This is a genomic window from Pseudoalteromonas sp. J2K-J979, from assembly GCF_058169715.2.
Window position 1 is genome coordinate 1,560,961 of sequence record NZ_CM200281.1, and the last position, 26,192, is coordinate 1,587,152.

The window sequence follows — 26,192 nt, forward strand, 5'->3', positions numbered from 1 at the left end:
TTTGAGCTGCTTTTTTATTCCTGCAAAGAGTTAAACTGCTGCAGGTTTTGTCATTGGTGCGCTTGCACGACTGGTTGGTGCAACCGAACCAGATGGTTGGCTTTGCACTGTAACAGGTCTTAAATCCGCAGGCATCGCACTTGGCATGGTGATGATTTCACCAGACTCAACTTGAGTCGGCGTGGTCATCGGTGCACTTGCACGGGCAATCGCACGGGTTGTACTGACCAAAGCAGGTACTGCTTCTGTAGTTTCAACAGGCGTTTCAGCTACAGGTTCCACCATTGTTTCAACTATTGCTTCAGACACATCAGGCTCATCAGCAAGTTCAGAGGTAGTTTGCGTCTCAACAACAGGTTCAACGCTGTTGTCGACGTCTTGCGCGTGTGTTGATTCAACGTCAGCGACAGGGGCAATGTTTTGCTCTGGAGCTTGTACGGCAACAGGTTGATCTTCGCTGTTTGTGTGAACCGATGCTGATTCTGTAGTTTCAACAATGACTTCAGGTGTTACTTCAATAGTTTCTGCAGCCTTAGTGGTTTCAACAGCTTCAACTGTTTCAATCACTGGAGCAGGCTCTACTTGAGTCAGTGGTGCATCAGAGTTTAGATCTTGAGCAGCTTGTTGTGCGGCCATTTCTTGATCTGCTACAGGAACAAATCCTGGAGACTCAACAGTTTCGAGCACAATTGCTGACTCACTACTTTCGTTTGGTTTACGACGTTTTTGACCCGCGGCACGAAGGTGGCGAGGTGAACGACGAGAACGGCTACGCGGTTCTTTTTCATCAGCTTCAGTTGATTGAGCATCCACTTCAAGCTGCTCTGCTTTCACTGCATCGGCGTCTTGAGTTGTTGCTTTGTCAGTTTCAGTAACTTGTTCAGCTTGAGCCTCAGCAACTTGTGGTTGTGGCTCAGTGACAACAGGTTGTGTGATTACTTCTTTGACAGTGACAACTGGCGTTTCATCGATAATCGATTCGTCAGCAACAATAGGAGCGGGTTGTTCTACAACTGGTTGCTCATCTTGTAAACGAACTTTTTTTCGTACATTGCGACGTTGACGACGTTCTTTGACTTTGGGTACTGACTTTTGTTCAGTCTCTGTATTTACGTCATTGGTTTCTTTATCTGCAACGGGTTTACGATTAGGTGAATTGCGACGACGTTTATTACGTGGTTCACGAGTCTCAGTATTGTCACGTTGCGGCTTATCCGCTGCTTTAACGTCTTTATCGGTGTTTTCACTATTACGGCGAGGGTTACGAGTACGGTTATTACGACGACGAGAGTCTTGATTGCGGTTGTTACGTCGAGCAGGCCTTTCGTCTGGCTTAGTCTCTTTTTCAGGTGCTTTTTCTTCAGCAGCAAAGAGTGACTTAACCCAGTTTGCAAGCTTAGAAAAAATGCTTTGCGTGTCAGTTGATTGACTTGCTGGTTTATCAGCGGCTTTTGGTGCGCTCACTGGAGCGGGGGCCGTAGGCGTGATGACACCTTGTAAAACAGGCTGTTCTTTTTCAACTTTTTGCACTTTCGATACATCATGCGTATAGGTATCAGGCTTTTTAATCTGGCCATAACTTACCGTTTCGATTGTATCATCGCTCTTTAAGCGTTGAACTTCGTAGTGCGGTGTTTCCATATGTTGATTAGGAATAATCACCACATCACAACCGTGATGCTTCTCAATGCTACGGACACTGCGACGTTTTTCATTCAGCAAATAGGCAGCAACATTGACAGGCACCTGTGCGTTGACTTGCGCTGTATTGTCTTTAATCGCTTCTTCTTCGATAAGACGCAAAATCGATAATGCGATAGACTCGTTTGAGCGAATTGTACCTTGGCCATTACAACGCGGGCAGGTGCCTTGGCTCGCTTCACCAAGAGACGGGCGAAGACGTTGGCGCGACATCTCTAATAAACCAAAACGTGAAATTTTACCTATTTGGACACGTGCACGATCTGGGCGAACAGCATCTTTTAAGCGGTTTTCTACTTCACGTTGGTGACGAGGAGGAGTCATGTCGATAAAATCGATAACAATCAAGCCACCTAGGTCGCGTAGGCGCAATTGACGGGCTATTTCATCCGCTGCTTCTAAGTTGGTGTTGAAGGCCGTTTCTTCAATATCACCACCTTTGGTTGCTTTTGATGAGTTGATATCAATAGACGTTAATGCTTCTGTCGGATCGATGACAATTGAACCACCAGAAGGCAAACGCACTTCGCGTTGAAATGCTGATTCAATCTGGCTTTCAATTTGATAGTGTGTAAATAAAGGTACGTCACCTTTATAGAGTTTTACCCGACTCATAAAATCAGGGCGAAAACGCTCAATGTGTGCTTTGGCTTCTTCAAAAACACGTGCTTTATCAATCAGAATCTCACCAATATCACGGCGAAGATAATCACGGATTGCACGGAAAATAACATTGCTTTCTTGATGAATTAAGAAAGGAGCAGGGCCTTTTTCTGACGCAGTGACAATGGCATCCCAATGGATAAGTAGTGCTTTTAAGTCGTAATCGAGTTCTTCGAATGATTTACCGACACCAGCAGTGCGAACAATCAATCCCATGCCTTTAGGCAATTGCAGGCGGCTTAACGCATCTTTTAGTTCGGTTCGCTCATCTCCTTCAATGCGACGAGAAATACCGCCAGCACGAGGGTTATTCGGCATTAAAACTAAGTAACTACCCGCAACACTGATAAAAGTAGTTAAGGCTGCTCCTTTTTGGCCGCGTTCTTCTTTATCTACTTGAACAATGACTTCTTGACCTTCTTTGATCACATCTTTGATGTTGGGACGACCACTGAAGTTATAATCTTTAGGAAAGTAAGTACGGGCAATTTCTTTGAGGGGTAAGAAGCCATGGCGCTGTGCACCATAATCAACAAATGCAGCTTCTAAACTAGGTTCTACGCGAGTAATCTTACCTTTGTAGATGTTGGCTTTTTTCTGTTCGTGACCAGGGCTTTCGATATCTAGATCGTACAAGCGCTGACCGTCAACCAGTGCCACGCGCATTTCTTCTTGCTGCGTCGCATTGATTAGCATACGTTTCATATTGTTACTCTATTTATGTGTCTTGCTTGCTTATATGGTTCATTATCATCAGTTCAGACACCCCTTTATTTTTGTGCAGTCTCACGACTGGATGTCTGTCGGGGGAGATATTTAACGCTTTTCAAACTGAACAATATTCGCCACATAAGTTTTGACAAAATCGTTACGTTCGCTTTTTTGAAGGCAGGGTGTTCAACGGTTCTGACGATATATTACGCTCACCGTCGTAGGTTGAAGGCACGAGTTATTCGGATATCTATTAAAAGCTTTGGAAAACTTAGCTTGTATCTGTATGATCTTGTATCCGAAGTGTGCAGCACCACTTCCTTTATGTGCAAAAAAGCACCAAAATTCCTGTTTAGCAGGTAATTTACAGTCGGATTATCCCACTATTCATTACCTGTTAGCAACTAAAATTATTACTCAAATCAGTGATTAGGCAATGTCAGAGAAACTCGGAACGCAAGTTATTTTTCATACAGTTACAGAAGACCACGATGGGCAGCGAATCGATAACTTTTTGATTACGAAGTTAAAGGGTGTGCCAAAGAGCGCCATTTACCGAATTTTACGTAAAGGCGAGGTGAGAGTTAACAAAAAACGGATTAAGCCAGTTTATAAATTACAACTGGGTGATGAAGTCCGTATCCCACCTGTGAAAATGGCAGAAAAAGAAGAGTTTGTGCCTAAAAATTTGGATGTCATTAGCCGTTTAGAAGACGCCATCTTATACGAAGATAAATACTTGATTGTAATTAATAAACCATCCGGTATGGCCGTGCATGGCGGCAGTGGTTTAACTTACGGACTAATCGAAGCGATGCGTACACTGCGCCCTGAAGAACGTAGCCTCGAATTGGTACACCGTTTAGATCGTGATACATCAGGTTGTTTGCTGATTTCAAAGAAACGTTCAGTGTTAAAAAGTCTCCACGACCAATTACGTGAAAAAACCATGGAAAAAAATTATTGGGCACTTGTCGCCGGTGAATGGTTATCCAAGACGAAAAATGTCACTGAACCATTACGCAAAAATACCTTACAATCAGGTGAGCGTGTTGTCAGGGTCGACCATGAAGAAGGGAAACCCTCACACACGCGCTTTCGTGTTCTCGAACGTTTCAGAGACGGGACGTTAGTCCAGGCATCGCCGGTGACAGGACGGACCCACCAGATCCGCGTGCATACGCAGTGCAAAGGTCACCCCATTGCGTGTGATGATAAATATGGCATCAGTGAATTTGATGAAAAAATGAAAAGCTTTGGCTTAAACCGTTTATTTTTACATGCCCATGATTTGGCTTTTTACCATCCAAAACTTGAGCAAACAATGCGAGTAGAAGCGCCTTTAGATAACGTGCTAAAGCGTACAATCGTTAAATTACGTGAAGATCATGCGCTATAAGCTGGTTATTTTTGATTGGGATGGCACCTTAATGGATTCAGTGCCTCGGATTGTGACTGCGATGCAATCTGCTGCTGGCGAGTTACAACTCTCAGAAGTTAGTTCGCAGTCCATCAAATCAATTATTGGTATGAGTTTACCTAAAGCAGTCAATACGTTATTTCCCGCTTGTGAGTCGCAGCATCAGCAATTAATTGATGGTTACAAACGTCATTACCAAGCTTCACTGATTAGTACTCCACTGTTTGTTGGTGCTGAAACAGTCATGAGCGCATTAAAAAAACGTGGTTATATGATTGCGATAGCCACGGGTAAAGGACGCCCTGGGCTCGATCGTTTATTACATGAAACAGGGCTTAATAAATATGTTGATTTAAGTCGTAGTTCAGACGAAACACACTCAAAACCTTCACCTGACATGCTCAATCAATTGCTTACACAAGCGAATCTATCTGCGTCAGAAGCGGTGATGGTGGGCGATACAACCATTGATTTAAAAATGGCCCAAGCGATCAACATGGATCGGATTGGTGTGAGTTTTGGTGTGTGCAATGCTGATGAGCTTGCGCCTTATGATCCGATCGTAGTGGTGGATGAACTCGAACAGCTCTTGGAATATGTCTAGGCGAACAGCTACTTAGTTTTAGTCTTGTCCTGCATTGCCAAGATATCAATGCGCCAATTAAGTAACATTTCGTTGAGTGCCATCAAAGGTAAACCAATGAGTGAGTTGGGGTCGCGTCCTTCAAAGCGTTCAAATAAGCAAACCCCGAGGCCTTCACTTTTGAAACTGCCAGCACAATTGAGTGGTTGCTCTGCGTCGACGTACTGAGCGATTTGTTGCTCAGTCAAAGTTCTAAAGTAGACATGAAAACTCTCAACACACACTTGTGCTTGCTCTGTGTCGGAATTAACTAAAGCGAGCCCTGTTAGAAATTGCACTTTCTGGCCACTGAAAGCCATCAATTGTGAGATGGCGTTGCTGCGAGTGTGTGGTTTTCCTAAAATTTTACCATTGAATAGGGCGACCTGATCGGAGCCAATAATAACACCAGAGTAACCTTGCTTAATGACAGCTTGCGCTTTGGCGTGGGCTAATCGCTTTACGAGATCCTCAGCCGTTTCATTTTCAATGGCCGCTTCATCGACATTTGGTGAGCAAACCTCAAACGGAATATTGAATTTTTGCAAAAGAGACTGACGAAACACCGAAGTCGAAGCTAAAATGATGCGTGCGGTCATATGATTCCTATGTGATAATGCAATTGCTGAGCAGAGTAGGCCGCTAAGGTGCGAAATGCAAAGGAAAGTTTAATTTTATTTTGACTATGTTGGTAACTATCTATATGATGCAGCCCCTATGCAAAAGGTAAAGATTCCTAAGACTATTGATCCTGTAAAAGTAGCAAAACAGCGCCTTGCTTATGAAGGTATTGTAGAGCTCAGCAAGCTGTCTCGTTTAGAGAAACTTGTACAAGATGAAGTAGGCGAGGTACAGGTAAAAATCCATTGCAAGTATGATGCGCAAGAGCGATTGGCGATTTACGGAAACGCAAATACATCAGTCACTTTAACGTGTCAGCGTTGTAATGGGGATATTGGGTTGGATTTGGAAATAGACTTAGCTTATGCAGCAATTGCTGCGGGCAAATCGTCTGATCATTTGCCTGACTACTATGAAGTTGTTGAGTTAAATGAGGAAGGTGAGGTCGATCTTCATCAGCTTATCGAAGATGAACTGATTTTGGCTATACCTATAGTACCAATGCATGAAGAATCAAATTGTCGTTATTCAGAAGAGCCGTTAAGCTTTGGTGAAATTGACGAACAAGATGATAAACCAAATCCATTTGAAATTTTGAAACAACTTAAGAAAAACTCTTAGGAGAAGGCTAATGGCTGTACAAAAAAGCAAGAAGTCTCGTGCAAAGCGCGGCACACGTCGTTCGCACGATGCGATCAGCGGACCAACTTTAACTGTTGACCAAGTTTCTGGTGAGACTCATCGTCGTCACCACGTAACTGCAGACGGTTACTACAAAGGCGTTAAAGTAATTTAATTTCTTAATAAGAGATTATTTTATGCCAAATAATCTAACCATAGCGTTAGATATAATGGGGGGCGATTACGGCCCCCGTTCATCTCTCCCAGCTGCTGTCGATGCAGTGAACTCTATTGATAATCTTACACTTATACTGTGTGGTAATGAACGTTTAATTCGCACTGAATTAGACAAACGTGGTGCCTTAACACATCCAAGAATTCACATTCAACATTGTTCGGAAGTCGTTAATAACGATGATAAACCTTCTTTAGCGCTTCGAAATAAAAAAGATTCTTCCATGCGTATTGCCCTCGAATTGGTGAAATCGGGTCGTGCTCAAGCGTGTGTCAGTGCGGGCAATACTGGTGCATTATTGGCTATCGCACACTATGTGCTCAAAATGTTGCCAGGAATTAACCGACCAGCCCTAATCTCATCTGTGCCAACTCAAACACCGAAACCAGTGTATTTACTCGATCTTGGGGCAAATGTTGTTTGTGATGCTGAAACTTTGTTCCAATTTGCAGTGATGGGCTCTGTTGTGGCTGAACAAGCGCAAAATTTAACGAAAGCCCGTGTGAGTTTATTAAATATTGGTGCTGAAGAGATTAAAGGACATGATTGTATTAAAGAAGCGGCAAAATTAATGCAAGCTTGCCCCGATCTCAATTACATCGGATACAGTGAAGGTAGCGATATTTTTACAGGTAAAGCGGATGTGATTGTCTGTGATGGTTTTGTTGGTAATGTTGCGTTAAAAACATGTGAAGGAATTGCCAAACTGATCTTTCATAAGTTGAATAAAGCACTGAACAAGAGCATTTTCTACAAGGTGCTTGCGTTATTATTGACCCCAGTTCTAAAAAAGCTTTATAAAAGGGTGAACCCCGACCAGTATAACGGTGCAAGTCTGGTAGGATTGCGCGGTATTGTGGTGAAAAGTCATGGAAATGCGTCAGAAAAGGCCTTTTACGCAGCTATAAAGGAAGCTGTCCGAGAGGTTGAACGTCAATTACCAGAAAAAATTCAGCACAAATTTGAACAGGTTTTAAAGAAAAGCACTGCTGAAAAAGTAACGTTAAATTAGGCGTTATGCTGTCAGCGGGCTTGTTATGATGCTGGTTTGGAAATTCCCACAACAATAAATTTCATTCTATCATCCTTTATCAATCATTTATTTTTCATGTAAAAGAAGAAACTTTATGTCAGAAAAATTTGCGATCTTATTTCCAGGTCAAGGTTCTCAATCTGTCGGCATGTTAGCAGATTTGTTAGCAGAGTCTGAAGTGGTTAAAGCCACGTTTGCGCAAGCATCTACGGCCTTAGGTTATGATTTAGCTCAATTAGTTTTAGACGGACCAGAAGCAACGTTGAATCAAACGGATAAAACACAACCCGCATTATTAACAGCCAGTGTCGCTATTTACCGTCATTGGTTAGCACAAGGTGGTGTACAACCGGCTGTCATGGCGGGTCATAGTTTAGGTGAATACTCTGCGTTGGTTTGTTCGGGAGTGTTATCACTGGAAGATGCAGTTAAATTAGTCGAAAAACGCGGATTATACATGCAACAAGCCGTTCCAGCAGGAACAGGTTCAATGGCCGCGATTATCGGTTTAGATGATGATTTAGTACGCCAAGCATGTGACAGTGTCGCTAATGGTGAGGTGGTTGCGCCAGTAAACTTTAACTCACCGGGTCAAGTTGTTATTGCTGGCAGTAAAGAGGCCGTCGATCGTGCTTCTGCTGCGTGTAAAGAAGCTGGCGCCAAACGTGCCTTACCACTGGCTGTTTCTGTGCCTTCTCATTGTGCATTAATGAAACCTGCAGCTGATCAGCTGGCCGCTGATTTAAATAATATTGAATTTAATACTGCTGACATCAAAGTGATTAATAATGTTGATGTCTCGGTCGAAACAGAACAAGTAGCAATTAAAGATGCGCTTATTCGACAGTTATATAGCCCAGTACGCTGGACAGAGACCGTTCAAGCAATTGCGGCACAAGGTATTACGACAACTTATGAATTTGGTCCTGGCAAAGTATTATCAGGTCTTGCTAAGCGAATAGATAAGTCAGTGAGCTGTGTGTCTGTGAATGATCTTGCATCATTTACACAAGTGCTAGATCAAGAATAATTAAACGGAAAACGACTATGAGTAATTTATTTTCTTTAACGGGTAAAGTAGTGTTAGTGACAGGTGCTAGCCGTGGTATTGGTAAAGCGATAGCTGAAACGTTGGTTGCACAAGGTGCAACAGTTGCAGGTACTGCGACCAGTGAGTCAGGCGCAGCGGCTATCTCTGATTACCTAGGTCAAGCAGGTAAAGGCTATGCCCTTAATGTTACCGACGCAGATTCAGTGACAGCAGTTTTAGCGGCCATTAAAGCTGATTTGGGTGATATTGATATCTTAGTTAATAACGCAGGTATTACACGAGATAACTTATTAATGAGAATGAAAGATCAAGAGTGGGACGATATTATCGACACCAACTTAACCTCTATTTTCCGTCTTTCTAAAGCCGTATTGCGTCCTATGATGAAGAAAAAATCAGGCCGAATTATTAATATCGGCTCGGTTGTTGGGACTATGGGTAATGCGGGTCAAGCGAATTATGCAGCTGCAAAAGCTGGCGTGATTGGTTTTTCTAAAGCTATGGCACGCGAAGTGGCCTCGCGCGGTATTACCGTGAATGTTGTTGCACCGGGTTTTATTCAAACAGATATGACCGATGAGCTTACCGATGAGCAAAAATCGGCAACTCTTGCCAATGTGCCAGCGGGTCGTCTAGGTCTTCCAGCTGAAATTGCAGCGACTGTGGCCTACTTAGCATCAGATGCTGGTGCGTATGTGACAGGTGAAACCATTCATGTGAATGGTGGTATGTACATGATCTAAACTCAGTGCTAGAGTATCGAGACTGTTTAAAAATTATTAAACTTCTACGATCTTACTGAATTTTAGGTTGAAATCGCTGCTAAAATGAGCGATAAAAGATTGTTTTTAGTTTCATGAGGTTTGACCAGCTGAAAAAGTATGGTTTTATTCTTGAATCACATTATTTTGCACCGTAAACTACGCTGCAATCTGAAAAGTAACGCTTTAGCGTTTTAATAAAGGAAAGAAGAATGAGCAACATCCAAGAACGCGTTAAGAAAATTATCATTGAGCAACTAGGTGTTAAAGAAGAAGAAGTTAAAAACGAATCTTCATTTGTAGATGACCTAGGTGCAGATTCTCTTGACACTGTTGAACTTGTAATGGCTTTAGAAGAAGAATTCGACACTGAGATCCCAGACGAAGAAGCTGAGAAAATTACTACAGTACAAGCTGCTATCGATTACGTTACTGCACACGCAGAGTAATAGATAAGCAAGTTAAGGGCAGCATTCGCTGCCCTTAATCTATTTTACCCCCCTAAATCAAAAACCATCATATTTCCCATTGGAGGACACTGTGGCTAAACGTCGAGTTGTAGTTACTGGCTTAGGTATGTTGACCCCGTTAGGTAATGACGTTACGTCTACTTGGCAAGGTTTACTGAATGGCGAAAGTGGCATAGACCTAATCACCCACTTCGATACATCAGATTTTGGTACTAAATTCGCAGGCACATTAAAAGACTTCGATGCCTCGTTATATATGGCCAAAAAAGATACCAAGAAAATGGATTTATTCATCCAATATGGTATTGCTGCAGGTGTTCAAGCATTTAAAGATTCAGGACTTGAAGTAACAGAGCACAATGCAAACCGCATTGGTGTTGCTGTAGGTTCAGGCATTGGTGGTTTGACCTTGATTGAAGAAAATCATATTAAACTACTCAATAGTGGCCCTCGAAAACTTTCTCCGTTTTATGTGCCTTCGACCATTATCAATATGATTTCAGGTCACTTGTCTATTATGCACGGGTTAAGAGGTCCAAATATTTCTATTGTAACAGCCTGTACAACCGGCTTACACAATATTGGTCATGCAGCGCGTATGATTGCATATGGTGATGCAGATGCGATGGTTGCCGGTGGTGCAGAAAAAGCCTCGACGCCAATTGGCATGGGTGGCTTTAGTGCCGCACGAGCTTTATCAACGCGTAATGACGATCCTAAAGCGGCTTCTCGTCCTTGGGATAAAGACCGTGATGGCTTTGTCCTTGCAGATGGTGCCGGCGTGATTGTATTAGAAGAGTACGAACATGCCAAAGCGCGTGGCGCAAAAATTTATGCTGAGTTAGTTGGTTTTGGCATGAGTGGTGATGCTTATCACATGACATCGCCGCCAGAAGATGGCTCAGGTGCTGCTTTGGCGATGGAAAATGCTTTAAATGATGCTGGAGTGAATGCAGAGCAAGTGGGTTATATTAACGCACATGGCACGTCTACCCATGCAGGCGATAGAGCAGAAACAGCAGCTGTTAAAGCTATTTTTGGCAATGCAGCTAAAGAGGTGATGGTAAGCTCGTCAAAATCAATGATGGGTCATTTGCTTGGTGCTGCGGGCTCGGTTGAGTCAATTATCAGTATATTGTCGCTGCAAGATCAAAAAGTGACACCGACCATCAATTTGGATAACCCAGATGAAGGGTGTGATCTAGATTATGTACCGCACACTGCACGTGATGCCAAACTCGATTATGCGTTATGTAATTCGTTTGGCTTTGGTGGCACCAACGGTTCATTACTGTTCAAAAAAGTGTAAATACATTACGTCTTTTCATGGGTATAATAACCCAATGGAACAGCATTTTAGAGAGCCTGGTACAGACCAGGCTTTTTTGTGATGAAAAAAACACGCATCAATACACAATCGGGTGAACTGATTTCGGTCTTTGACCGCGGTTTTAATTATGGCGATGGTTTTTTTACGACCGCCAAAATTTGCGATGGCCAAGTTGAACATTGGGATTTACACTGCGACCGTTTACTTACTTGTCAGCAGCGCTTAGGGTTTTCAGCCCTTGATTTGCAACAGTTATATGCAGATATAACAGCACTCATTCGTGGTGTGGCTCTCGGCGGAGTGAAGGTCGTGATTACACGGGGTGAAGGCGGGCGTGGCTATGCCCCTCCGGATGTTGAATCCCATACAATTGTGTTATCTCTATTCGATTTTCCGCAGCATTACACTTGTTGGCAACGCCAAGGAATTGAACTCGAGATTGCGTCAACACGACTCGGTTTACAACCGTTACTTGCAGGTTTAAAAACCCTTAATCGATTGGAACAAGTGCTCATCAAGCAAGAAATTAACGACAATCAATGGCAAGATGCCGTGGTGCTTGATTTAAATGGCCATGTTATTGAATCTTCTATGGCAAATATAATAGCAGTAAAAGATCAGCAATTTTACACACCTTCTTTGCAATATAGCGGTATTCAAGGTGTGTACTTACAGTACTTAGCAGCAAAGCATTCAATATCAGTAAGAACGATAGAATTAAAACAATTGTTGGCTATGGACGCAGTATTTTGTTGTAATAGCTTAATGGGCCTCATACCAGTTACGAGAATACAGCAACAAAATTTTGATCTCGAACTGGCTAAACAATTAAAAGAAAAGTTGGATCCCAGTGTTTAAAAAAATCATTTTTAGTTTTTTTGTGATCAGTGTCGTCGCCATAATGGCTGTCAATTGGCAGCTGAAGCAATACCCCTTACAAACCTTATCTATTGAACAGCCGCGTTTATTTTTGGTGCAATCAGGCATTGGTTTAAAGCAATTATGCCAACAATGGCGTTTAAATCAGCTGATAGATTCTTGTTTCGGCTTGGAAGTGTTAGCGAAACTCGATCCTTCTTTAACGGATATCAAAGCAGGCATGTATCAGCTAAGCCCTGGCACGGTGATAAGTAATGTGCAAAAGATTAATCGTGGTGAGGCACATTTATTCAGTTTTACGATTATCGAAGGACAAACGTTTTATCAAGTGATTGATAATGTTGCTAACTTGCCTTATATCCAACGTTCCCCATTTATTTATGATAAAGAGAAAGTACAAAAAGCGTTAAATTTTACCGGTGAAAATATTGAAGGGTGGTTGTATCCCGATACTTATTTTTATAATGCGAATGACAGCGATATTTCTTTATTAAAACGCGCGAGCCTCAAAATGCAGCAAGCACTCAAAGAGGCGTGGCAACATCGACAAGTCGAACTCCCTTACAAAAATGCCTATGAAGCCTTAATCATGGCCTCGATAATTGAAAAAGAAACGGGTGTCGCAGAAGAGCGTCCACTCATTGCCTCCGTGTTTATCAATCGTTTACGCAAAAAAATGCGTTTGCAAACCGATCCTACCGTAATTTACGGGTTAGGAGATGATTATAAAGGGGACATTAAACGTGTTCACCTCAGGCAGCCAACTCCATATAATACCTATGTCATTAAAGGATTACCGCCAACGCCTATTGCAAACCCATCACAAAAAGCCATTGAAGCAGCATTGAACCCGTTGCAATCAGACTATTATTATTTTGTCGCGAAAGGGGATGGCAGCCACCAATTTTCAAAAACACTCGATGCGCATAATGCTGCCGTGCGTCGATATCAATTAAAGAAGTAATATGACCGCGAAATTTATTGTAATTGAAGGACTTGAAGGCGCAGGAAAATCAACAGCTATTGCGTTATGTCAACAGATAATGAATCAACATCAGATTGCATTTATCAATACTCGCGAACCGGGTGGTACCCCCTTAGCGGAATCGCTTAGAGCACTGGTTAAAGCATCACATGAAGAAGAAATCAGCCCAGAAGCGGAACTGCTTATTATGTACGCCGCACGCGCACAACTGATCCATAATGTTATTAATCCAGCTTTAGCGAATAACACTTGGGTGATAGGAGACCGACACGATCTTTCTTCGCGCGCCTACCAAGGAGGCGGACGCCAAATTGAAGACACAACATTAGAAGCACTAAGCAAAATTGTTTTAAAAGATTTAAAACCTGATTTAACGCTTTATCTCGATATCGATCCTACAGTCGGGCTGGCAAGGGCCGCAGAGCGTGGTGAATTAGACCGAATAGAACAAGAACAATTGAGCTTTTTTCAACGCAGTCGTGCCAAGTATCTAGAGATTGCAAAACAAGACCCGACAATCAAAGTGATTAATGCTGAGCAGACGATTGAGCAAGTTCATCACGATATCCAAGCTGTATTAGAACATTTCCTTCAGGAACTATAACAATGTTGTACCCATGGTTGCAGGCGGCTTACCAGCAAATAAGTGATTCATTTTATCGAGAACGCTTACATCACGCTTTATTACTTCAAGGGCCTGTTGGGGTGGGTAAACAAGCGTTTGCACAAACCTTAGCTGATGCTTTATTATGTGCTTCGCCAGTTAATTTCACACCGTGTGGTCAATGTAAATCCTGCCACCTGCTACAAGCTAATAGTCATCCAGATCGTCTTCTTTTAGGCGAAGATACCACCACTATTGGCGTGGATGAAGTGAGAAACGTTGCAGATTTTTGTCAAAGTTCAGCAGGACAAAACGGTAACAAAGTAGTCGTTGTATATCATGCGCAAAACATGACGGTCGCTGCTGCTAATGCGTTGCTTAAAACCCTGGAAGAACCAGCAAAAAAACGTTTTTTAGTGTTAGTGTGTGATGATGTCAGCCGATTACCTGCAACGATTTTGAGTCGGTGTGCGCATGTGCAATTACATGCAGCGGATCAAGAGCAGGTTAATGAGTGGCTGAGATCAATTAATTTTCAATTACACGCCCAAGTTTGGCATCAGTTTTTTATACAACAGCCGTTATTATTATTACAATGGCAGAAAAATGATGAAGTAGAGACAATTAATCAGCTCTATCAACTGACTCAACAGATAAAAAATGAGATTGAGCCACAGTTACTTGTTGATATTTTGCAGCAAAAATCAGACTATATCGCAGTATTTTCGATATTTATTAGCGAAATGATTAAACAGAGCTTGATTCATCAACAAATTGAGTTTCAAAGGTATCAGACATGTATGCAGCATTTATCACAATACCAACAAGCTGTTGATAATGTGTCTGGTATTAATTTTCCACTGCAAGTCAGTGAATTAGTTTTTTCGCTAGGGCAGCAACTTAAAAGTTAGGGTGTATTTTGCAAGAACTGTTAATTGATTTTGAAGACTTACGAGAGTTATATAAGTGCTATATGCCATATTTAAAAAATGGCGGCTTGTTTGTCCGAACGAATATGCAATACGAAATGGGCCAACCAATGGCGCTTCGAGTGACATTACCAGATGCGTTAGAAGAAGATGTTGTCACGGGTTCAGTCGTTTGGATGACGCCTCAAGGAAGTCAAAATGCCAATCCTCCAGGGATCGGTATTGGTTTTATCGATGATAAACACCAGCTTCGTGATAAGATAGAACGCCTTTTAGCCAGCATGCTCAATTCGGGTGATGCCACCTATACGATGTAAGTAGATATTGTGATTGTAGATTCCCACTGTCATCTCGACAGACTTGATTTTGAAAAATTAGATTTAGATCTAGACCAGGTTTTAGCGCAAGCTCGACAAAAAGACGTTGAACACTTTTTATGTGTGAGCGTCACATTGCAACAATTTCCATCGATGCTCGCTAAGATTGCAGGGTACCCAGATGTATCCGCATCGTGTGGTGTTCATCCATTGGATCAAAAAGATGCGTTAGATAAAGCATTATTGCAAAAACTAGCCGTGGACCCAAAAGTCGTAGCTATCGGTGAGACTGGACTCGATTATTACTACAGTGAAGAAACAAAACAGGTCCAGTTAGATTCATTTGTTGGCCACATCGAAGTAGCCAGAGAGTTGAAAAAACCGCTGATTATACATACTCGCGATGCTCGTCAAGACACCTTAAACTTATTAAAAAGCCATCATGCAGATGAAGTCGGCGGTGTTTTACACTGTTTTACAGAAGATTGGCAAATGGCAAAAGCAGCCATTGACTTAGGGTTTTATATTTCGATATCAGGGATTGCGACTTTCAAAAATGCGGTTGAACTGCGGGATGTTGTTAAACAGATCCCACTAGATCGCTTACTCATTGAAACAGATTCACCGTATTTAGCGCCTGTGCCACACCGAGGCAAAACGAATCAGCCGGCTTATGTGCAAGATGTTGCGTACTTTATCGCTGATTTAAAAGGTATTTCCTATAAAGAATTAGCGACCGCCACCACGCAAAATTTCTATTCTTTGTTTAATTTAGTGAACAGAGGTTAAGAGTTTTTGTTTAGCACCGATTCTGTGTCTATCCCATTTTTAATCACAGGGCCACAGGTTAGGCGAGCTGAGCCTCACCAAGTGTGCATCAGTATTATAACCAGTACTGATGCGCAACTAGCGGTAGAATTACCCGATATTGATGTCGATTACGCGCTCACTGAGGTGCAGTTTCGCTTGGGAGAGCGAGCATATTTGCGTCATTTACTGATTTCTTCGCAAGCAGGCTTGCCTGTAGATCGTTTGATTTCATATCGGCTTGTCAGTGATATTGACATCGATCACAGTTTATTTAGTTATGATCATGTTGCACTGCCATCCTTTTTAATTCCTCATAACCTGACTCGAGTACTGCATGGTTCATGTCGCAATCCACATCATCACAGTGAAGATGCGCTTGCCATGGCAGACATTGATCAGCAAGTCCAACGAGAAAACCAATCAAATGGTGCACAGTTATTAATTTTATCAGGTGATCAAATTTATGCTGATGATGTTGCTGGCCCAATGTTGTTGTATATTCAGCAATTAATTCAAATTTTAGGCCTCTATCGCGAACAAAGTTTAGATATCACGCTGCCACCAACAATCGAGCAACAGTTGTATTGCCGAGATCGATTTTTACCATATACGCCTTGGCAAAACCGCGATAAAACAGAAATAGGGTATTGGCTTCGACGTGATTTAGACCACTTCACCAGCTTGAAATCTGAGAATCATTTAGTATTTTTTGAAGAGTTTGTTGCTTTATACTTACTCACGTATAGTGCTAATGCTTGGCAAATGGTTGACCTAACAGTTTCGCCCCCTTCGTGTATCAATAAAAAACACACTGAGACTTTTCACTCAGAGCAGCGCGCGCTAACTGAGTTTGCCAATAGCTTAGGTCAGTGTGAGCGACTGATGGCAAATATTTGTACTGTGATGATGTTTGATGATCATGATGTCACCGATGATTGGAATCTCACAGCGGCTTGGGAAGAAGCTGTGTATGATGATGCCGTGAGTAATCGTATTATTTGCAATGGTTTAATCAGTTATTGGTTATTTCAAGGGTATGGTAACGATAGTGGCGCACAGACAGACGAGTTATCGAAATCGTTTTTAGCGAGTTTTAGCGATCTTGAAGGTAATATAGGCTGGGATTTTAGTCATTTTGATCACCAAATTAAGCAGTTTGATAGGTGGTCGTATCAACTCGATTGCCAGCCTAAAGTCGTGGTTATAGACACCCGTACTCAGCGTTGGCGCAATGAACAAAATTTTAACGAACCTTCTGGGCTGATGGATTGGCAACAATTAAGCTTACTCGAAGATGCATTGGAGGGCGAAGATGAAGTGATTTTAGTCTCGCCAGCGCCCGTTTTTGGTGTCAAATCAATCGAAGCAATCCAATCAATTTTTAACTTTTGTGGCCAACCTTTGTTGGTCGATGTGGAAAACTGGATGGCACATGAAGGGGCTGCTCGGAAATTAATGCAGATATTTCGCCGTGCCGATACACCTTGTGAAACCCTAATACTGTCAGGGGATGTACATTATTCCTTTTGTTTTTCTGTGCAAGCGCGATTCTCGAATCGTGATAATCGCATTTGGCAGCTGACAGCCAGTGGGATTAAAAATGAATTCCCTAAGTCTTTACTACGATGCTTGGATAAACTTGATAGCTTTTTTTATGGGCAGTACAGTCCTTTGAACTTCTTTACCAAGCGCTGGCAAATGAAAGTCGAGAAACATGCAACGTTAATGGATAAGCCAAGGCACTTAGTGAGTCAAAGTGGTATTAGTATCATCGAGTTAACAGAACAAAAATTATCACGCTATGTCATTTTGCATGGGAATGGTGAAATTACTGAATTTGATTTAGAAAACCACTAATTGTCTTGTAATTGTCAGTTTTTCATAATTATTCAAGTGTAATTAATGACTTATGATTTTTAGGTGATATTTTTCAATATTAGAAGAAAAAACGCCTAGGACTAATCCACATTGTCCTAGGCATAGGGGAATGGCTCATAATGAGCCGTGCGCTAACTCAAAAATATTTCACAAACTTTAGGGAGAAGTGAAAGTAACATTAAGTGTAGTTAACAAATAAAAAAAAGTGAAAAAATTTCCAATATTTTTAAATCCATTAAAAATCAATTAGTTGAACTTTTTATTTGTCTTTTACCCCCACATAAAGCACATGTTTTAACAAGGTTACTCCCAAGTTATTAACTGGTTATCCCGTACTAAGTCTCGAGGTAGGCTGTTCTTTATTTTATGCTTTTGCCATTTACCTAAGCCAATTACATTGCCACAAAGCGTCAGCAACACTTCGCCTTGCTCCTTCGTTGGATGTGACAATTTTATGTCTTTACCCTGAAAATACTCGCAAGCCTCTAAACTGTTCAATTCATATTGGTTTTTAGTTGCAAGGTGCCCCAGTGCAGTAGCAAATTCGTGACATAAACGCACACCCGTACGATGAGTTTGACCGATTAAAATTCCGAGTCGACTAAATTTTATTTTTTCTTTTAAATCAATTGATTGTTCTGGAAATAACCACAATTCTTTGTCGCGAATAGCCAATGAACCCGCAATACCCGCTATGCCAAAATGCTGTTTAAGCGAATCTAAAAATACCTGAGCTTCTTTTTTTGGAAAATCAGAAAATGGAAATGCCCCTTTTTTGATTTGCGGATTTGGCTGTGTAACATGTGAAAGCTTTTTAAACTTGGCAATAAAAAAACCTTCGGTATCGAGTACTTGAGGCCAGATATGTAGGTATCCTTCATCGGTTGCGACTCGCTCTGCACCTGAAAAAAGCGTGTTTAAAGGGATAATTTCGACATGCCCTGCGAATTTGTTTAACAAGTACTGACACACGTGCTGGTTTTCTAAGGGTGTGAGAGTACAAGTTGAATAAACCAGCGTACCACCTGGTTTAAGCGCGTAAAATGCACTGTCGATGAGCTGTTTTTGTACATCAGCAATTTGCAGGTTTGACTCTATGGACCAATTTTTGAGTGCATTGGGATCTTTACGAACCGTGCCTTCACCTGAACATGGCGCATCAAGTAGAATATGGTCAAAACACTGCTCCATATAAGAGCCGAAAATCGCGCCATCAAAGTGAGACAAGCCCACATTGGCAATTCCTAAACGTTGCATATTGGCCGACAACGATTTTAAGCGCGATGATGAAAACTCGTTAGCAATCAAAAAGCCACTATTATTCATGGCTGCAGCTAATTGAGAAGTTTTAGAACCGGGCGCTGCGGCCATATCAAGCACGCAACAATCTTGCAAGTTCGTTTGATGTTGCAAAGCAAAAACAGGCAACATCGAGCTTGCCTCTTGAATATAAATCCCGCCACTTAAATGGATATCGGTATTCCCGATTGAGAGCGATTGCTGGACAAGGGGGCGTTCAAACCAAAATCCTTCAGAACACCATGGAATAGGTGTGACGACCCAAGCATGTTTATCGGCGTATGCTAAAAATTCGGCCACAGTGGTTTTTAGTGTATTGACTCGAAGTGCAGGGCGAAGGGGGCGCTGGCAGCTCGCAATGTAATCTGAAATGGTTAAATGGTCTGGAATATAACTTTCAACATCAGCAATAAACTCTGCTGGAATATACGTGTGTGCGTCCAATGTATTCGCCCTTGGCTTGTATCTGGGCGCTATAATACCAGCAAAGCGATAATCGATTCACTAATTTAACGCTTTTAAACTTAAAGGTATTAATTACACGAGTGTTAACTTAAAGTAAAATGAGCTCGGCTTTATATAAAAGGGATCCAATATGAAAACACGATTATTACTCAGTAGTCTCATGGTATTGTTTAATTTTTCTGTAATGGCGAATGTCGTCGTCGACACAAGTAAAGTGACAGACGCTAACCAATACAGTCTAGACACATTACAGTGCCAACAACTTGCACAACAAGTTAAAGCGCTCCCGGCCGAAAAAGACGGCTTAGCAGGGCGGGCTGTGGCAGGAGCTGCTGCAGGGGCAGCGACTGGCGCGATCAGTGGCGGCAGTGGCTCACAAGGGGCAAAAGTGGGGGCTGGGGTCGCCATAGGATCGGGGATCTTAGAAAATCGCCGTAATAAAAAAGATCAAGCCCAGCAACTTAAACTGGCTCAGATACAAGCAGAAAAAAATTGTATGATAGGCCGCGGTTATACCGTTATAAATTAAATGACCTCTTTTCTGAAACCGTTTAATGGTGCCATAAGCGGTTTTTTTTATGACTTTTCTGATAGTTAATGAAACAATGTCACTCTCGAAATTAAGAATCTCTCCACTATGTTAAACAAAATTTGGTTGTCTTTTTTTATCATTGCATTTATTTCTGCACTGGCGACATGGCTAAGCGGAGATGGATTGGTGTTCGAGCGCATGGTGCAAGCTTTATTTAGCATGGCTAAAGTGTCGGTTGAAATCGCTATAGGCTTAATTGGCGCGTTGTGCTTTTGGTTAGGGGTGATGAAAATCGCTGAAAAAGCTGGGATGGTCGATGTCTTGGCGCGGGGGCTCTCGCCTTTATTCAGCCGTTTGATGCCAGATGTGCCAAAAAATCATCCCGCGTTTGGTTCAATTACGATGAATTTGTCGGCCAATTTATTAGGGTTAGACAATGCCGCCACACCACTGGGTATTAAAGCAATGCACGATTTACAAAGTATCAATCCGGATAAAGACACCGCAAGCAATGCGCAAATATTGTTTTTAGTGCTCAATACCAGCTCTGTGACGCTGTTTCCTATTGCGGTGTTTGTGTATCGTGCGCAACAAGGTGCGGCTTCCCCAACGGATGTGTTTATCCCTATTTTATTGGCGACATTTAGTTCGACTATGGTCGGCTTACTCGTGGTTGCTTGGGTGCAAAAAATTAAGTTGTATCATGCGGTCACGTTGGCGTACTTGGGTACTTTGGTCGCAGCTATTTTGGCCTTGGTTTTATATTTTGGTACCTTAGCCGCTGAACAATTAAGTTATCAGTCAGCAGTATTAAGTAATTTTTTAATTTTTTCGTTTGTGCTGATTTGCTTTTGCTGGGCGTACTTTAAAAAGCAAAATGTTTATGAGCAGTTTATTGAAGGGGCTAAACAAGGGTTTGAATTTTCGATTTCTTTGATCCCATATTTATTAGCGATGCTGTGTGCCATTGGTGTGTTTCGTGCCAGTGGGGCATTAGATGTGTTATTAGATGGCCTACGTTATATAGTGGCGGTATTTAATGGTGATGTACGGTTTGTTGATGCGATGCCAACAGCATTTATGAAACCACTGAGTGGCTCAGGTGCACGTGCCATGATGTTAGAAACCATGAATACTCACGGCGCAGATTCATTTGCTGGCCGATTAGCCTCGACCATCCAAGGCTCGACAGAAACGACTTTTTATGTGCTTGCGGTGTATTTTGGGGCCGTTGGGATCAAGCATACCCGCCATGCGATTGCGTGCGGCTTAGCAGCCGATGTGGCAGGTATCCTTACCGCCATCGCCGTGTGCTATTGGTTTTTTGGTTAATGAGGGGCGCGTGAGCTTAGCTTATTTTCGCTAATGGTTGCTGACGAAATACGTGCCAAATAATGAGTAAGTTGGCGATAAACCACAGATCTTTTATTAAAAATTGCCCTGTACCAGTCAAAATGGTCTCAGTTGAAAACACACCTGGCGTAGTCAATAAAAATGTTTGTGTCACCACAAATACCGCCCCAGCCATCAATAAACTGGGTATGCGCAGCGGTTTATAAAAAACGCCAACAATTAATAAAATCGCAGCGAGCAAATCGTAGACTCCAATCAGGTTGGATGTCATAGGGACATCAAACAGTTCATATAACCACGCCATCAAAAAAGAATGGCGGATCAAAGGTTCAATGCCTTGCGCTTCGATCAAGGTAAATTTCATGCCACCAATCCAGCTCAGCACTAACACCACAGGCAATATGTTCAGCCACACTAGCCCATGTTGGGTCAACTTTGACGGTTTACATAGATAAGCAGCAATGCCGATTAAAGCGACGTATTTAATTATCCCTTGACCGGAACCAATCACAGGAAACCCACCGAGTGAGGCTATCCAACGGCTGTCATTGCTTAAAGTCGCTAATGCAAGGCAAGCAACCAATATTAGTAGCAAAGAAAAAGGATATTTGAAGGTCGGGAAAACCACCAAGGTGAAACCTAAAAACGCCAGCAGTAAAAATGTTCCGCCGACAGCTTGCGCTAAATCTGTCGCCACAAAGAAGGAAATAATGGGCCAGGTTGTCACCAGCTCAGTCAGAGACTGAGGTGACGCCCCTAAAAAAAAACTTAAGCCCAAAAGTAAACATGCAGTGCTTACTAAAATTAACACGCTGTGTTGGGTGAACTTATCCACAAAAACTCCAAAATAATTTTATGTGCCAAGTTGACCCGTAAACAGCAAATTAACTTTCAAAAAACATCAGGCAAAGGTGGGTTACCGAGGTTGTACTTAGGAATATTAGCTTGTCAGACTATTAGCAGCGCTTTGTAATTGCTCCAAAATTTCTGGATTACTAATTTGCTGAGTTTGCATATCAAAATTGTCATAAAAACTGGGTACTGAGATGCTGGCTTTCACATTAGCAGCGAAAAAAGGCGCTGATCCGGTTGCAGCCGTCAGGACTGATTGCGCACCGCCCGGCCCAGGTGATGTTGCAAGTAAAATCATTGCTTTGTTTTGAAATACTTTTTGGTTGATGCGCGAGGCCCAATCAAAAATATTTTTATATGCTGCGGTGTACGAACCATTGTGTTCAGCAAATGAAATCACGATGGCATCAGCCGCAGTTATCTTGTTGAAAAATTGTTGGGCAAGTACGGGAATTCCTGATTCATTTTCACGATCGCTACTATAGATGGGCATTTCATATTCATTTAGGTTGAGCACGTCAACTTCGGCATCGTTGACCAATGAGGCTGCAAAAGTGGCTAATTGCTTATTAATCGATTGTTTTGAGCTTGATGCGGCAAAGGCTAATACGTTCATAGTGTGTCTCCAACATAAAAAGAGAGCAGGAACATGTTGACTCTCTAAGTGATTATTTTTTTGCAGTAAAGCTGCAAAATTCAATAAGGCCAGTGTATATTGGTAATCAAAATTAATTAATATAGTAAAAATAAAGAGACTGCTTCCATATGGCTGGTAATAAATTTGCAGGGATCGAAATTTTTGTTCAAGTAATTAAGAGCAATGGCTTTAATGCGGCAGCTGAGCAGCTAGGCCATTCGAGTTCACACGTCAGTAAAGTGATGAGTAAGCTAGAAGCTCGGATAGGTGTTCGTTTATTAAACCGAACCACGCGTTCAATCGCTTTGACGCCTGAAGGAGAACTTTTTTATCAACATTGTGTCCAGTTATTAAATGATGCAGAGCAGGCAATTGATTTAATTACTCATAACCAACTCAACCCCAAAGGAGTATTAAAAATAAGCTGCCCGATAGGCTTTAGTGAGCATTATTTACGACCCATTGTAAGCAAATACCTCGATACCTATCCCAATGTCAGTTTAGATTGGGATTTGAGTGATAAAAAAATTGATGTCATTGCCGATGGCTATGACTTGGCCATTCGCGCAGCGCCGCAGCTTGATGAATCGAGTTTAATTTGCAAACGCATCTACTCTACACGCTCTTATGTGATCGTGTCTAAAAGCTACATTGAAAAATTTGGCCGTCCACATCACCCCTACGAACTAGCCAAGCATCATTGTATTTGTTATGCCAACTTAAAAAATCCTGCGCGCTGGGTGTTTGTCGAACAAAGTGGTGATGAAATCGTGGTCGATGTTAAACAAAAAATCCGCTGCAATCATGGGCAAACCCAGTTGGCGTTGGTTCTTGCAGGCCAAGGAATAACACGGCTACCAGGATTTTATCTTAAAGAGGTTAGGGAACACCCTGAGCTTGAAATACTGTTTGACGAGTTTATTGAGCCTCAAATTAACGTCTATGCGGTGTATCCAAGTCGCAAGCATCTTTCTGCCAAAGTGCGTGCCTTTATTGATTTACTGACTGCTGAAATAACCGATTAATTTGAAATGTAAAATCTACTTACTTTAATGCGACTATTTGTTAAAGTTGGCCACACTCTGGGCGAAAACAAGGAAAGAACGATGAATATTGCTGAATTAACACAATTTTTTGGTTGGGCCAGTGTGATCAGTATGGCGGTTTTATGTGTGATATTTATGATGCTAACAGTGTTCAAAGAAGGGGTTTTACACATTCATAGCCAAATATTTGGTTTGAGTGAAGAGGACCTCAATATTATTTACTTGAAATATTTTGCACAGTACAAGCTGCTGATGTTTATATTATTTATCGTGCCTTATTTGGCGTTAAAAGCGATGGCCTCATAATAACTTAAGGGTACCGAATGTTTATTGTCTCTATTACTTATCACACCAATTTAAGCCAAGTTGAGGAGGCGTTGCAGGCGCATCTCAACTTTTTAGAAGATAATTATCAAGCAGGACACTTTCTTGCCTCTGGGCCAAAAGTCCCTCGTACCGGCGGAATTATTTTGGTTAACATGCAAAGCCGTGACGCACTGCACACCTTACTAGAAAATGACCCCTTTTATCGCGAGGGTATCGCAGTATACGAAATAACCGAGTTTACTGTGACAAAATCGGCAGCGTGTTTAGCGGACATAGTGAGCAGTTAAAGCTGCTCAATATTGTTCAAACACCACTTTGCACGGGCGAGTGTCGCATCTTGCAGATCGGGTGATTGTTTATCCCAATTGCGATACACCATACCAATGCGTGGGTTTTTCGCCAAACGCTGCCGATGCTCAACCATAAAATGCCAATATAAACTATTTAACGGGCATGCAGTGTCGGTGGTTTTTTCTTTCACTTGGTAATGACAGCCGCCGCAATAATCGCTCATTTTATTGATGTAGTTTCCGCTGGCTGAATAAGGTTTAGTCGCTACAATGCCTTCATCGGCAAACTGAGTCATGCCGCGAGTATTGGGGAGTTCGACCCATTCAATAGCATCAATATAAATGCCTAAGTACCAATTATCGACTTGATCGGGGTCAATCCCAGTGAGTAGACAAAAATTCCCAGTCACCATTAAACGCTGAATATGATGGGCATAAGCGGTGTCGAGACTTTGGTTAATGGCATGTTTTAGACACTTCATCTTGGTTTGGCCATGCCAAAAATACTCGGGTAAATCGCGCTTAGCAATGAGTGTATTATAGGTTTTGTAGTCGGGCATATTCATCCAATACACCCCGCGGACATATTCACGCCAGCCTAATATTTGCCGTATAAACCCTTCAACTTGCGCAAGGTTAATCCGCCCATTGGAATGATGATAAGCATCAATGGCTGCTTGGATCACCTGCATTGGGTGCAACATTTTACAATTCATCGCAAATGATAAACGGCTATGATACAGGCTCCAGCTGTGTTGACTATGGGCCGTCATTGCATCTTGAAATCGGCCAAAATTAGGCAGTAGATATTGGCAAAAATAAGCTAACAATTGACGGGCTTGACTGCGGTTAACAGGCCAAATATACGGAGCCGTTAATTTGCCAATGGTGTTCACTTGATGGCGGGTTAAGCGCGCTTCAATAGCACTGACATCAGTGTTGAACAAGAGCGGCGCAGGAATGGATGCTAAATCGGTTTTCTTTAACTTAGCACGATTATTCGCATCAAAATTCCATTGACCACCAAGGGGCTGCTCGTTGTCCATTAACACATTAAAGCGTTTGCGCATTTTTCGGTAAAAATGCTCCATCGTAACATGCTTATCTTTTTTGAAATACTGATTAATTTCCGCAGAGGGCAGCATGAAATGTTCGCTATCGACACAACGCTGACTAAACGGTGAAAAATCGTGTTCTTGCAGTTGCATAGCTAAGCGGTGTTCGTCAGGTTGTTGGTATTCAATTTGCTGACAATGATATTGTTGGCATAGGCGCATTAGTAAATGAGGTAGATCAGCATCATGTTGGGTGTCATCCAGTGTTAGGTGTAACACACTAAAGCCAGCTTGATTAAGCGCAGATGCAAATTGTGCCATCGCAGCAAAAAAGCCACACACTTTTTGAATGTGATGGGGGGCGTAATCGGTTTCTTGGCGAAGCTCTGCAATCACGTATAACACGTCTTGTTTGTCTTGTTTAAACCAAGAGTGCTGCGCGTTAAGTTGGTCGCCTAATACTAAACGTAACTTTGAATATTGTTGGCTCATGGCTGCTCGCTAAACGGGGTCAAAATAAGGGTGTTGGGTGAAGCTGATTAAACAAACACAGGCCGCTGTTTTCATCCTCAATTAAGACGCTTATTAATAAATTATTGCTAATCACCTTACGTATAAAAACGTAAATAGATCACTCACATCTTTAAGATAGGCTGGGGCAGAAGCGAGCGTTTTGGGGTTGACTTGGTAGTGAC

Annotated in this window: 27 protein-coding genes; 21 read left to right on the forward strand and 6 right to left on the reverse strand. The window is 42.1% G+C overall.

Annotation, left to right across the window (positions count from 1 at the left end; translation table 11 throughout):
• Positions 1 to 30: 30 nt before the first annotated feature.
• A complete protein-coding gene (gene rne / locus AC3KVK_RS07195; protein WP_490312084.1) occupies positions 31 to 3,069 on the reverse strand; it encodes a ribonuclease E in 3,039 nt (1,012 codons plus the stop codon).
• 442 nt (positions 3,070 to 3,511) lie between these two features.
• Here rne and rluC point away from each other — a divergent pair, with 442 nt between their 5' ends.
• Positions 3,512 to 4,474, forward strand: coding sequence for a 23S rRNA pseudouridine(955/2504/2580) synthase RluC (gene rluC, locus AC3KVK_RS07200; protein ID WP_490312083.1), 963 nt, complete (start codon positions 3,512 to 3,514; stop codon positions 4,472 to 4,474).
• Positions 4,464 to 5,099 carry an HAD family hydrolase gene (locus tag AC3KVK_RS07205; protein WP_490312082.1) on the forward strand — a complete coding sequence of 212 codons (636 nt, stop codon included), beginning with the start codon at positions 4,464 to 4,466 and terminating at the stop codon, positions 5,097 to 5,099. The genes rluC and AC3KVK_RS07205 overlap by 11 nt, the downstream gene beginning before the upstream one ends.
• 8 nt (positions 5,100 to 5,107) lie before the next feature.
• On the opposite strand, the gene AC3KVK_RS07210 is transcribed toward AC3KVK_RS07205, so the two are convergent.
• Positions 5,108 to 5,716 (reverse strand): Maf family protein, encoded by a 609-nt coding sequence (locus AC3KVK_RS07210; protein ID WP_490312081.1) that lies wholly within the window; start codon positions 5,714 to 5,716, stop codon positions 5,108 to 5,110.
• A gap of 118 nt (positions 5,717 to 5,834) precedes the next feature.
• Between AC3KVK_RS07210 and yceD the strand changes: the two genes are divergently transcribed.
• The 14 genes from yceD to AC3KVK_RS07280 all read left to right on the forward strand — a co-directional run bounded on the left by yceD (position 5,835) and on the right by AC3KVK_RS07280 (position 17,620).
• Positions 5,835 to 6,359 carry a 23S rRNA accumulation protein YceD gene (gene yceD / locus AC3KVK_RS07215; protein WP_490312080.1) on the forward strand — a complete coding sequence of 175 codons (525 nt, stop codon included), beginning with the start codon at positions 5,835 to 5,837 and terminating at the stop codon, positions 6,357 to 6,359.
• Positions 6,360 to 6,369: 10 nt separating this feature from the next.
• Complete coding sequence (rpmF, locus tag AC3KVK_RS07220; protein ID WP_086742207.1) at positions 6,370 to 6,534, forward strand: 50S ribosomal protein L32; 165 nt, start codon at positions 6,370 to 6,372, stop codon at positions 6,532 to 6,534.
• Positions 6,535 to 6,556: 22 nt separating this feature from the next.
• A complete protein-coding gene (gene plsX / locus AC3KVK_RS07225) occupies positions 6,557 to 7,606 on the forward strand; it encodes a phosphate acyltransferase PlsX (protein ID WP_490312079.1) in 1,050 nt (349 codons plus the stop codon).
• Between the two features lie 115 nt (positions 7,607 to 7,721).
• Complete coding sequence (gene fabD / locus AC3KVK_RS07230) at positions 7,722 to 8,657, forward strand: ACP S-malonyltransferase (protein ID WP_490312078.1); 936 nt, start codon at positions 7,722 to 7,724, stop codon at positions 8,655 to 8,657.
• Between the two features lie 17 nt (positions 8,658 to 8,674).
• Positions 8,675 to 9,421: a 3-oxoacyl-ACP reductase FabG gene (gene fabG / locus AC3KVK_RS07235; RefSeq protein ID WP_490312077.1), complete on the forward strand. Its 747-nt coding sequence runs from the start codon at positions 8,675 to 8,677 to the stop codon at positions 9,419 to 9,421.
• 230 nt (positions 9,422 to 9,651) lie between these two features.
• Positions 9,652 to 9,888 (forward strand): acyl carrier protein, encoded by a 237-nt coding sequence (gene acpP, locus AC3KVK_RS07240; protein WP_009840252.1) that lies wholly within the window; start codon positions 9,652 to 9,654, stop codon positions 9,886 to 9,888.
• A 91-nt stretch (positions 9,889 to 9,979) separates the two neighbouring features.
• Complete coding sequence (gene fabF / locus AC3KVK_RS07245) at positions 9,980 to 11,218, forward strand: beta-ketoacyl-ACP synthase II (protein ID WP_490312076.1); 1,239 nt, start codon at positions 9,980 to 9,982, stop codon at positions 11,216 to 11,218.
• A gap of 81 nt (positions 11,219 to 11,299) precedes the next feature.
• Positions 11,300 to 12,097 carry an aminodeoxychorismate lyase gene (gene pabC / locus AC3KVK_RS07250; protein WP_490312075.1) on the forward strand — a complete coding sequence of 266 codons (798 nt, stop codon included), beginning with the start codon at positions 11,300 to 11,302 and terminating at the stop codon, positions 12,095 to 12,097.
• A complete protein-coding gene (mltG, locus tag AC3KVK_RS07255; protein WP_490312074.1) occupies positions 12,090 to 13,082 on the forward strand; it encodes an endolytic transglycosylase MltG in 993 nt (330 codons plus the stop codon). Before pabC ends, mltG begins: the two co-directional genes overlap by 8 nt.
• A gap of 1 nt (position 13,083) precedes the next feature.
• Complete coding sequence (tmk, locus tag AC3KVK_RS07260) at positions 13,084 to 13,707, forward strand: dTMP kinase (protein ID WP_490312073.1); 624 nt, start codon at positions 13,084 to 13,086, stop codon at positions 13,705 to 13,707.
• A 2-nt stretch (positions 13,708 to 13,709) separates the two neighbouring features.
• A complete protein-coding gene (holB, locus tag AC3KVK_RS07265) occupies positions 13,710 to 14,618 on the forward strand; it encodes a DNA polymerase III subunit delta' (protein ID WP_490312072.1) in 909 nt (302 codons plus the stop codon).
• An 8-nt stretch (positions 14,619 to 14,626) separates the two neighbouring features.
• A complete protein-coding gene (locus AC3KVK_RS07270; RefSeq protein ID WP_490312071.1) occupies positions 14,627 to 14,953 on the forward strand; it encodes a PilZ domain-containing protein in 327 nt (108 codons plus the stop codon).
• Between the two features lie 9 nt (positions 14,954 to 14,962).
• The gene (locus AC3KVK_RS07275; protein ID WP_490312070.1) at positions 14,963 to 15,742 is read left to right on the forward strand and encodes a TatD family hydrolase; all 780 of its coding nucleotides are present in this window, start codon (positions 14,963 to 14,965) and stop codon (positions 15,740 to 15,742) included.
• Between the two features lie 6 nt (positions 15,743 to 15,748).
• Positions 15,749 to 17,620: a metallophosphoesterase family protein gene (locus AC3KVK_RS07280; RefSeq protein WP_490312069.1), complete on the forward strand. Its 1,872-nt coding sequence runs from the start codon at positions 15,749 to 15,751 to the stop codon at positions 17,618 to 17,620.
• A gap of 324 nt (positions 17,621 to 17,944) precedes the next feature.
• Here the strand turns inward: AC3KVK_RS07280 and rsmF are convergent, their stop codons facing one another.
• Positions 17,945 to 19,384 carry a 16S rRNA (cytosine(1407)-C(5))-methyltransferase RsmF gene (rsmF, locus tag AC3KVK_RS07285; RefSeq protein WP_490312068.1) on the reverse strand — a complete coding sequence of 480 codons (1,440 nt, stop codon included), beginning with the start codon at positions 19,382 to 19,384 and terminating at the stop codon, positions 17,945 to 17,947.
• A gap of 151 nt (positions 19,385 to 19,535) precedes the next feature.
• Here rsmF and AC3KVK_RS07290 point away from each other — a divergent pair, with 151 nt between their 5' ends.
• Positions 19,536 to 19,934 carry a glycine zipper family protein gene (locus tag AC3KVK_RS07290; RefSeq protein WP_490312067.1) on the forward strand — a complete coding sequence of 133 codons (399 nt, stop codon included), beginning with the start codon at positions 19,536 to 19,538 and terminating at the stop codon, positions 19,932 to 19,934.
• Between the two features lie 108 nt (positions 19,935 to 20,042).
• The gene (locus AC3KVK_RS07295) at positions 20,043 to 21,269 is read left to right on the forward strand and encodes a spore maturation protein (protein WP_490312066.1); all 1,227 of its coding nucleotides are present in this window, start codon (positions 20,043 to 20,045) and stop codon (positions 21,267 to 21,269) included.
• Positions 21,270 to 21,285: 16 nt separating this feature from the next.
• On the opposite strand, the gene AC3KVK_RS07300 is transcribed toward AC3KVK_RS07295, so the two are convergent.
• A complete protein-coding gene (locus AC3KVK_RS07300; RefSeq protein WP_490312065.1) occupies positions 21,286 to 22,125 on the reverse strand; it encodes a DUF417 family protein in 840 nt (279 codons plus the stop codon).
• 105 nt (positions 22,126 to 22,230) lie between these two features.
• Entirely contained in the window at positions 22,231 to 22,758 is a 528-nt protein-coding gene (locus AC3KVK_RS07305; protein WP_490312064.1) for an NADPH-dependent FMN reductase, read from the reverse strand.
• 149 nt (positions 22,759 to 22,907) lie between these two features.
• On the opposite strand from AC3KVK_RS07305, the gene AC3KVK_RS07310 reads away from it, so the two are divergent.
• The 3 genes from AC3KVK_RS07310 (at position 22,908) to AC3KVK_RS07320 (ending at position 24,439) form a co-directional block, all read left to right on the forward strand.
• A complete protein-coding gene (locus AC3KVK_RS07310) occupies positions 22,908 to 23,804 on the forward strand; it encodes a LysR family transcriptional regulator (RefSeq protein ID WP_490312063.1) in 897 nt (298 codons plus the stop codon).
• Between the two features lie 81 nt (positions 23,805 to 23,885).
• Entirely contained in the window at positions 23,886 to 24,131 is a 246-nt protein-coding gene (locus AC3KVK_RS07315) for a DUF6868 family protein (protein ID WP_490312062.1), read from the forward strand.
• Between the two features lie 17 nt (positions 24,132 to 24,148).
• A complete protein-coding gene (locus AC3KVK_RS07320) occupies positions 24,149 to 24,439 on the forward strand; it encodes a YciI family protein (RefSeq protein ID WP_490312061.1) in 291 nt (96 codons plus the stop codon).
• On the opposite strand, the gene AC3KVK_RS07325 is transcribed toward AC3KVK_RS07320, so the two are convergent.
• On the reverse strand, positions 24,436 to 25,989 hold the full coding sequence (locus AC3KVK_RS07325; protein ID WP_490312060.1) for a cryptochrome/photolyase family protein: 1,554 nt from the start codon (positions 25,987 to 25,989) through the stop codon (positions 24,436 to 24,438). The genes AC3KVK_RS07320 and AC3KVK_RS07325 overlap by 4 nt on opposite strands.
• Positions 25,990 to 26,192 lie beyond the last annotated feature (203 nt).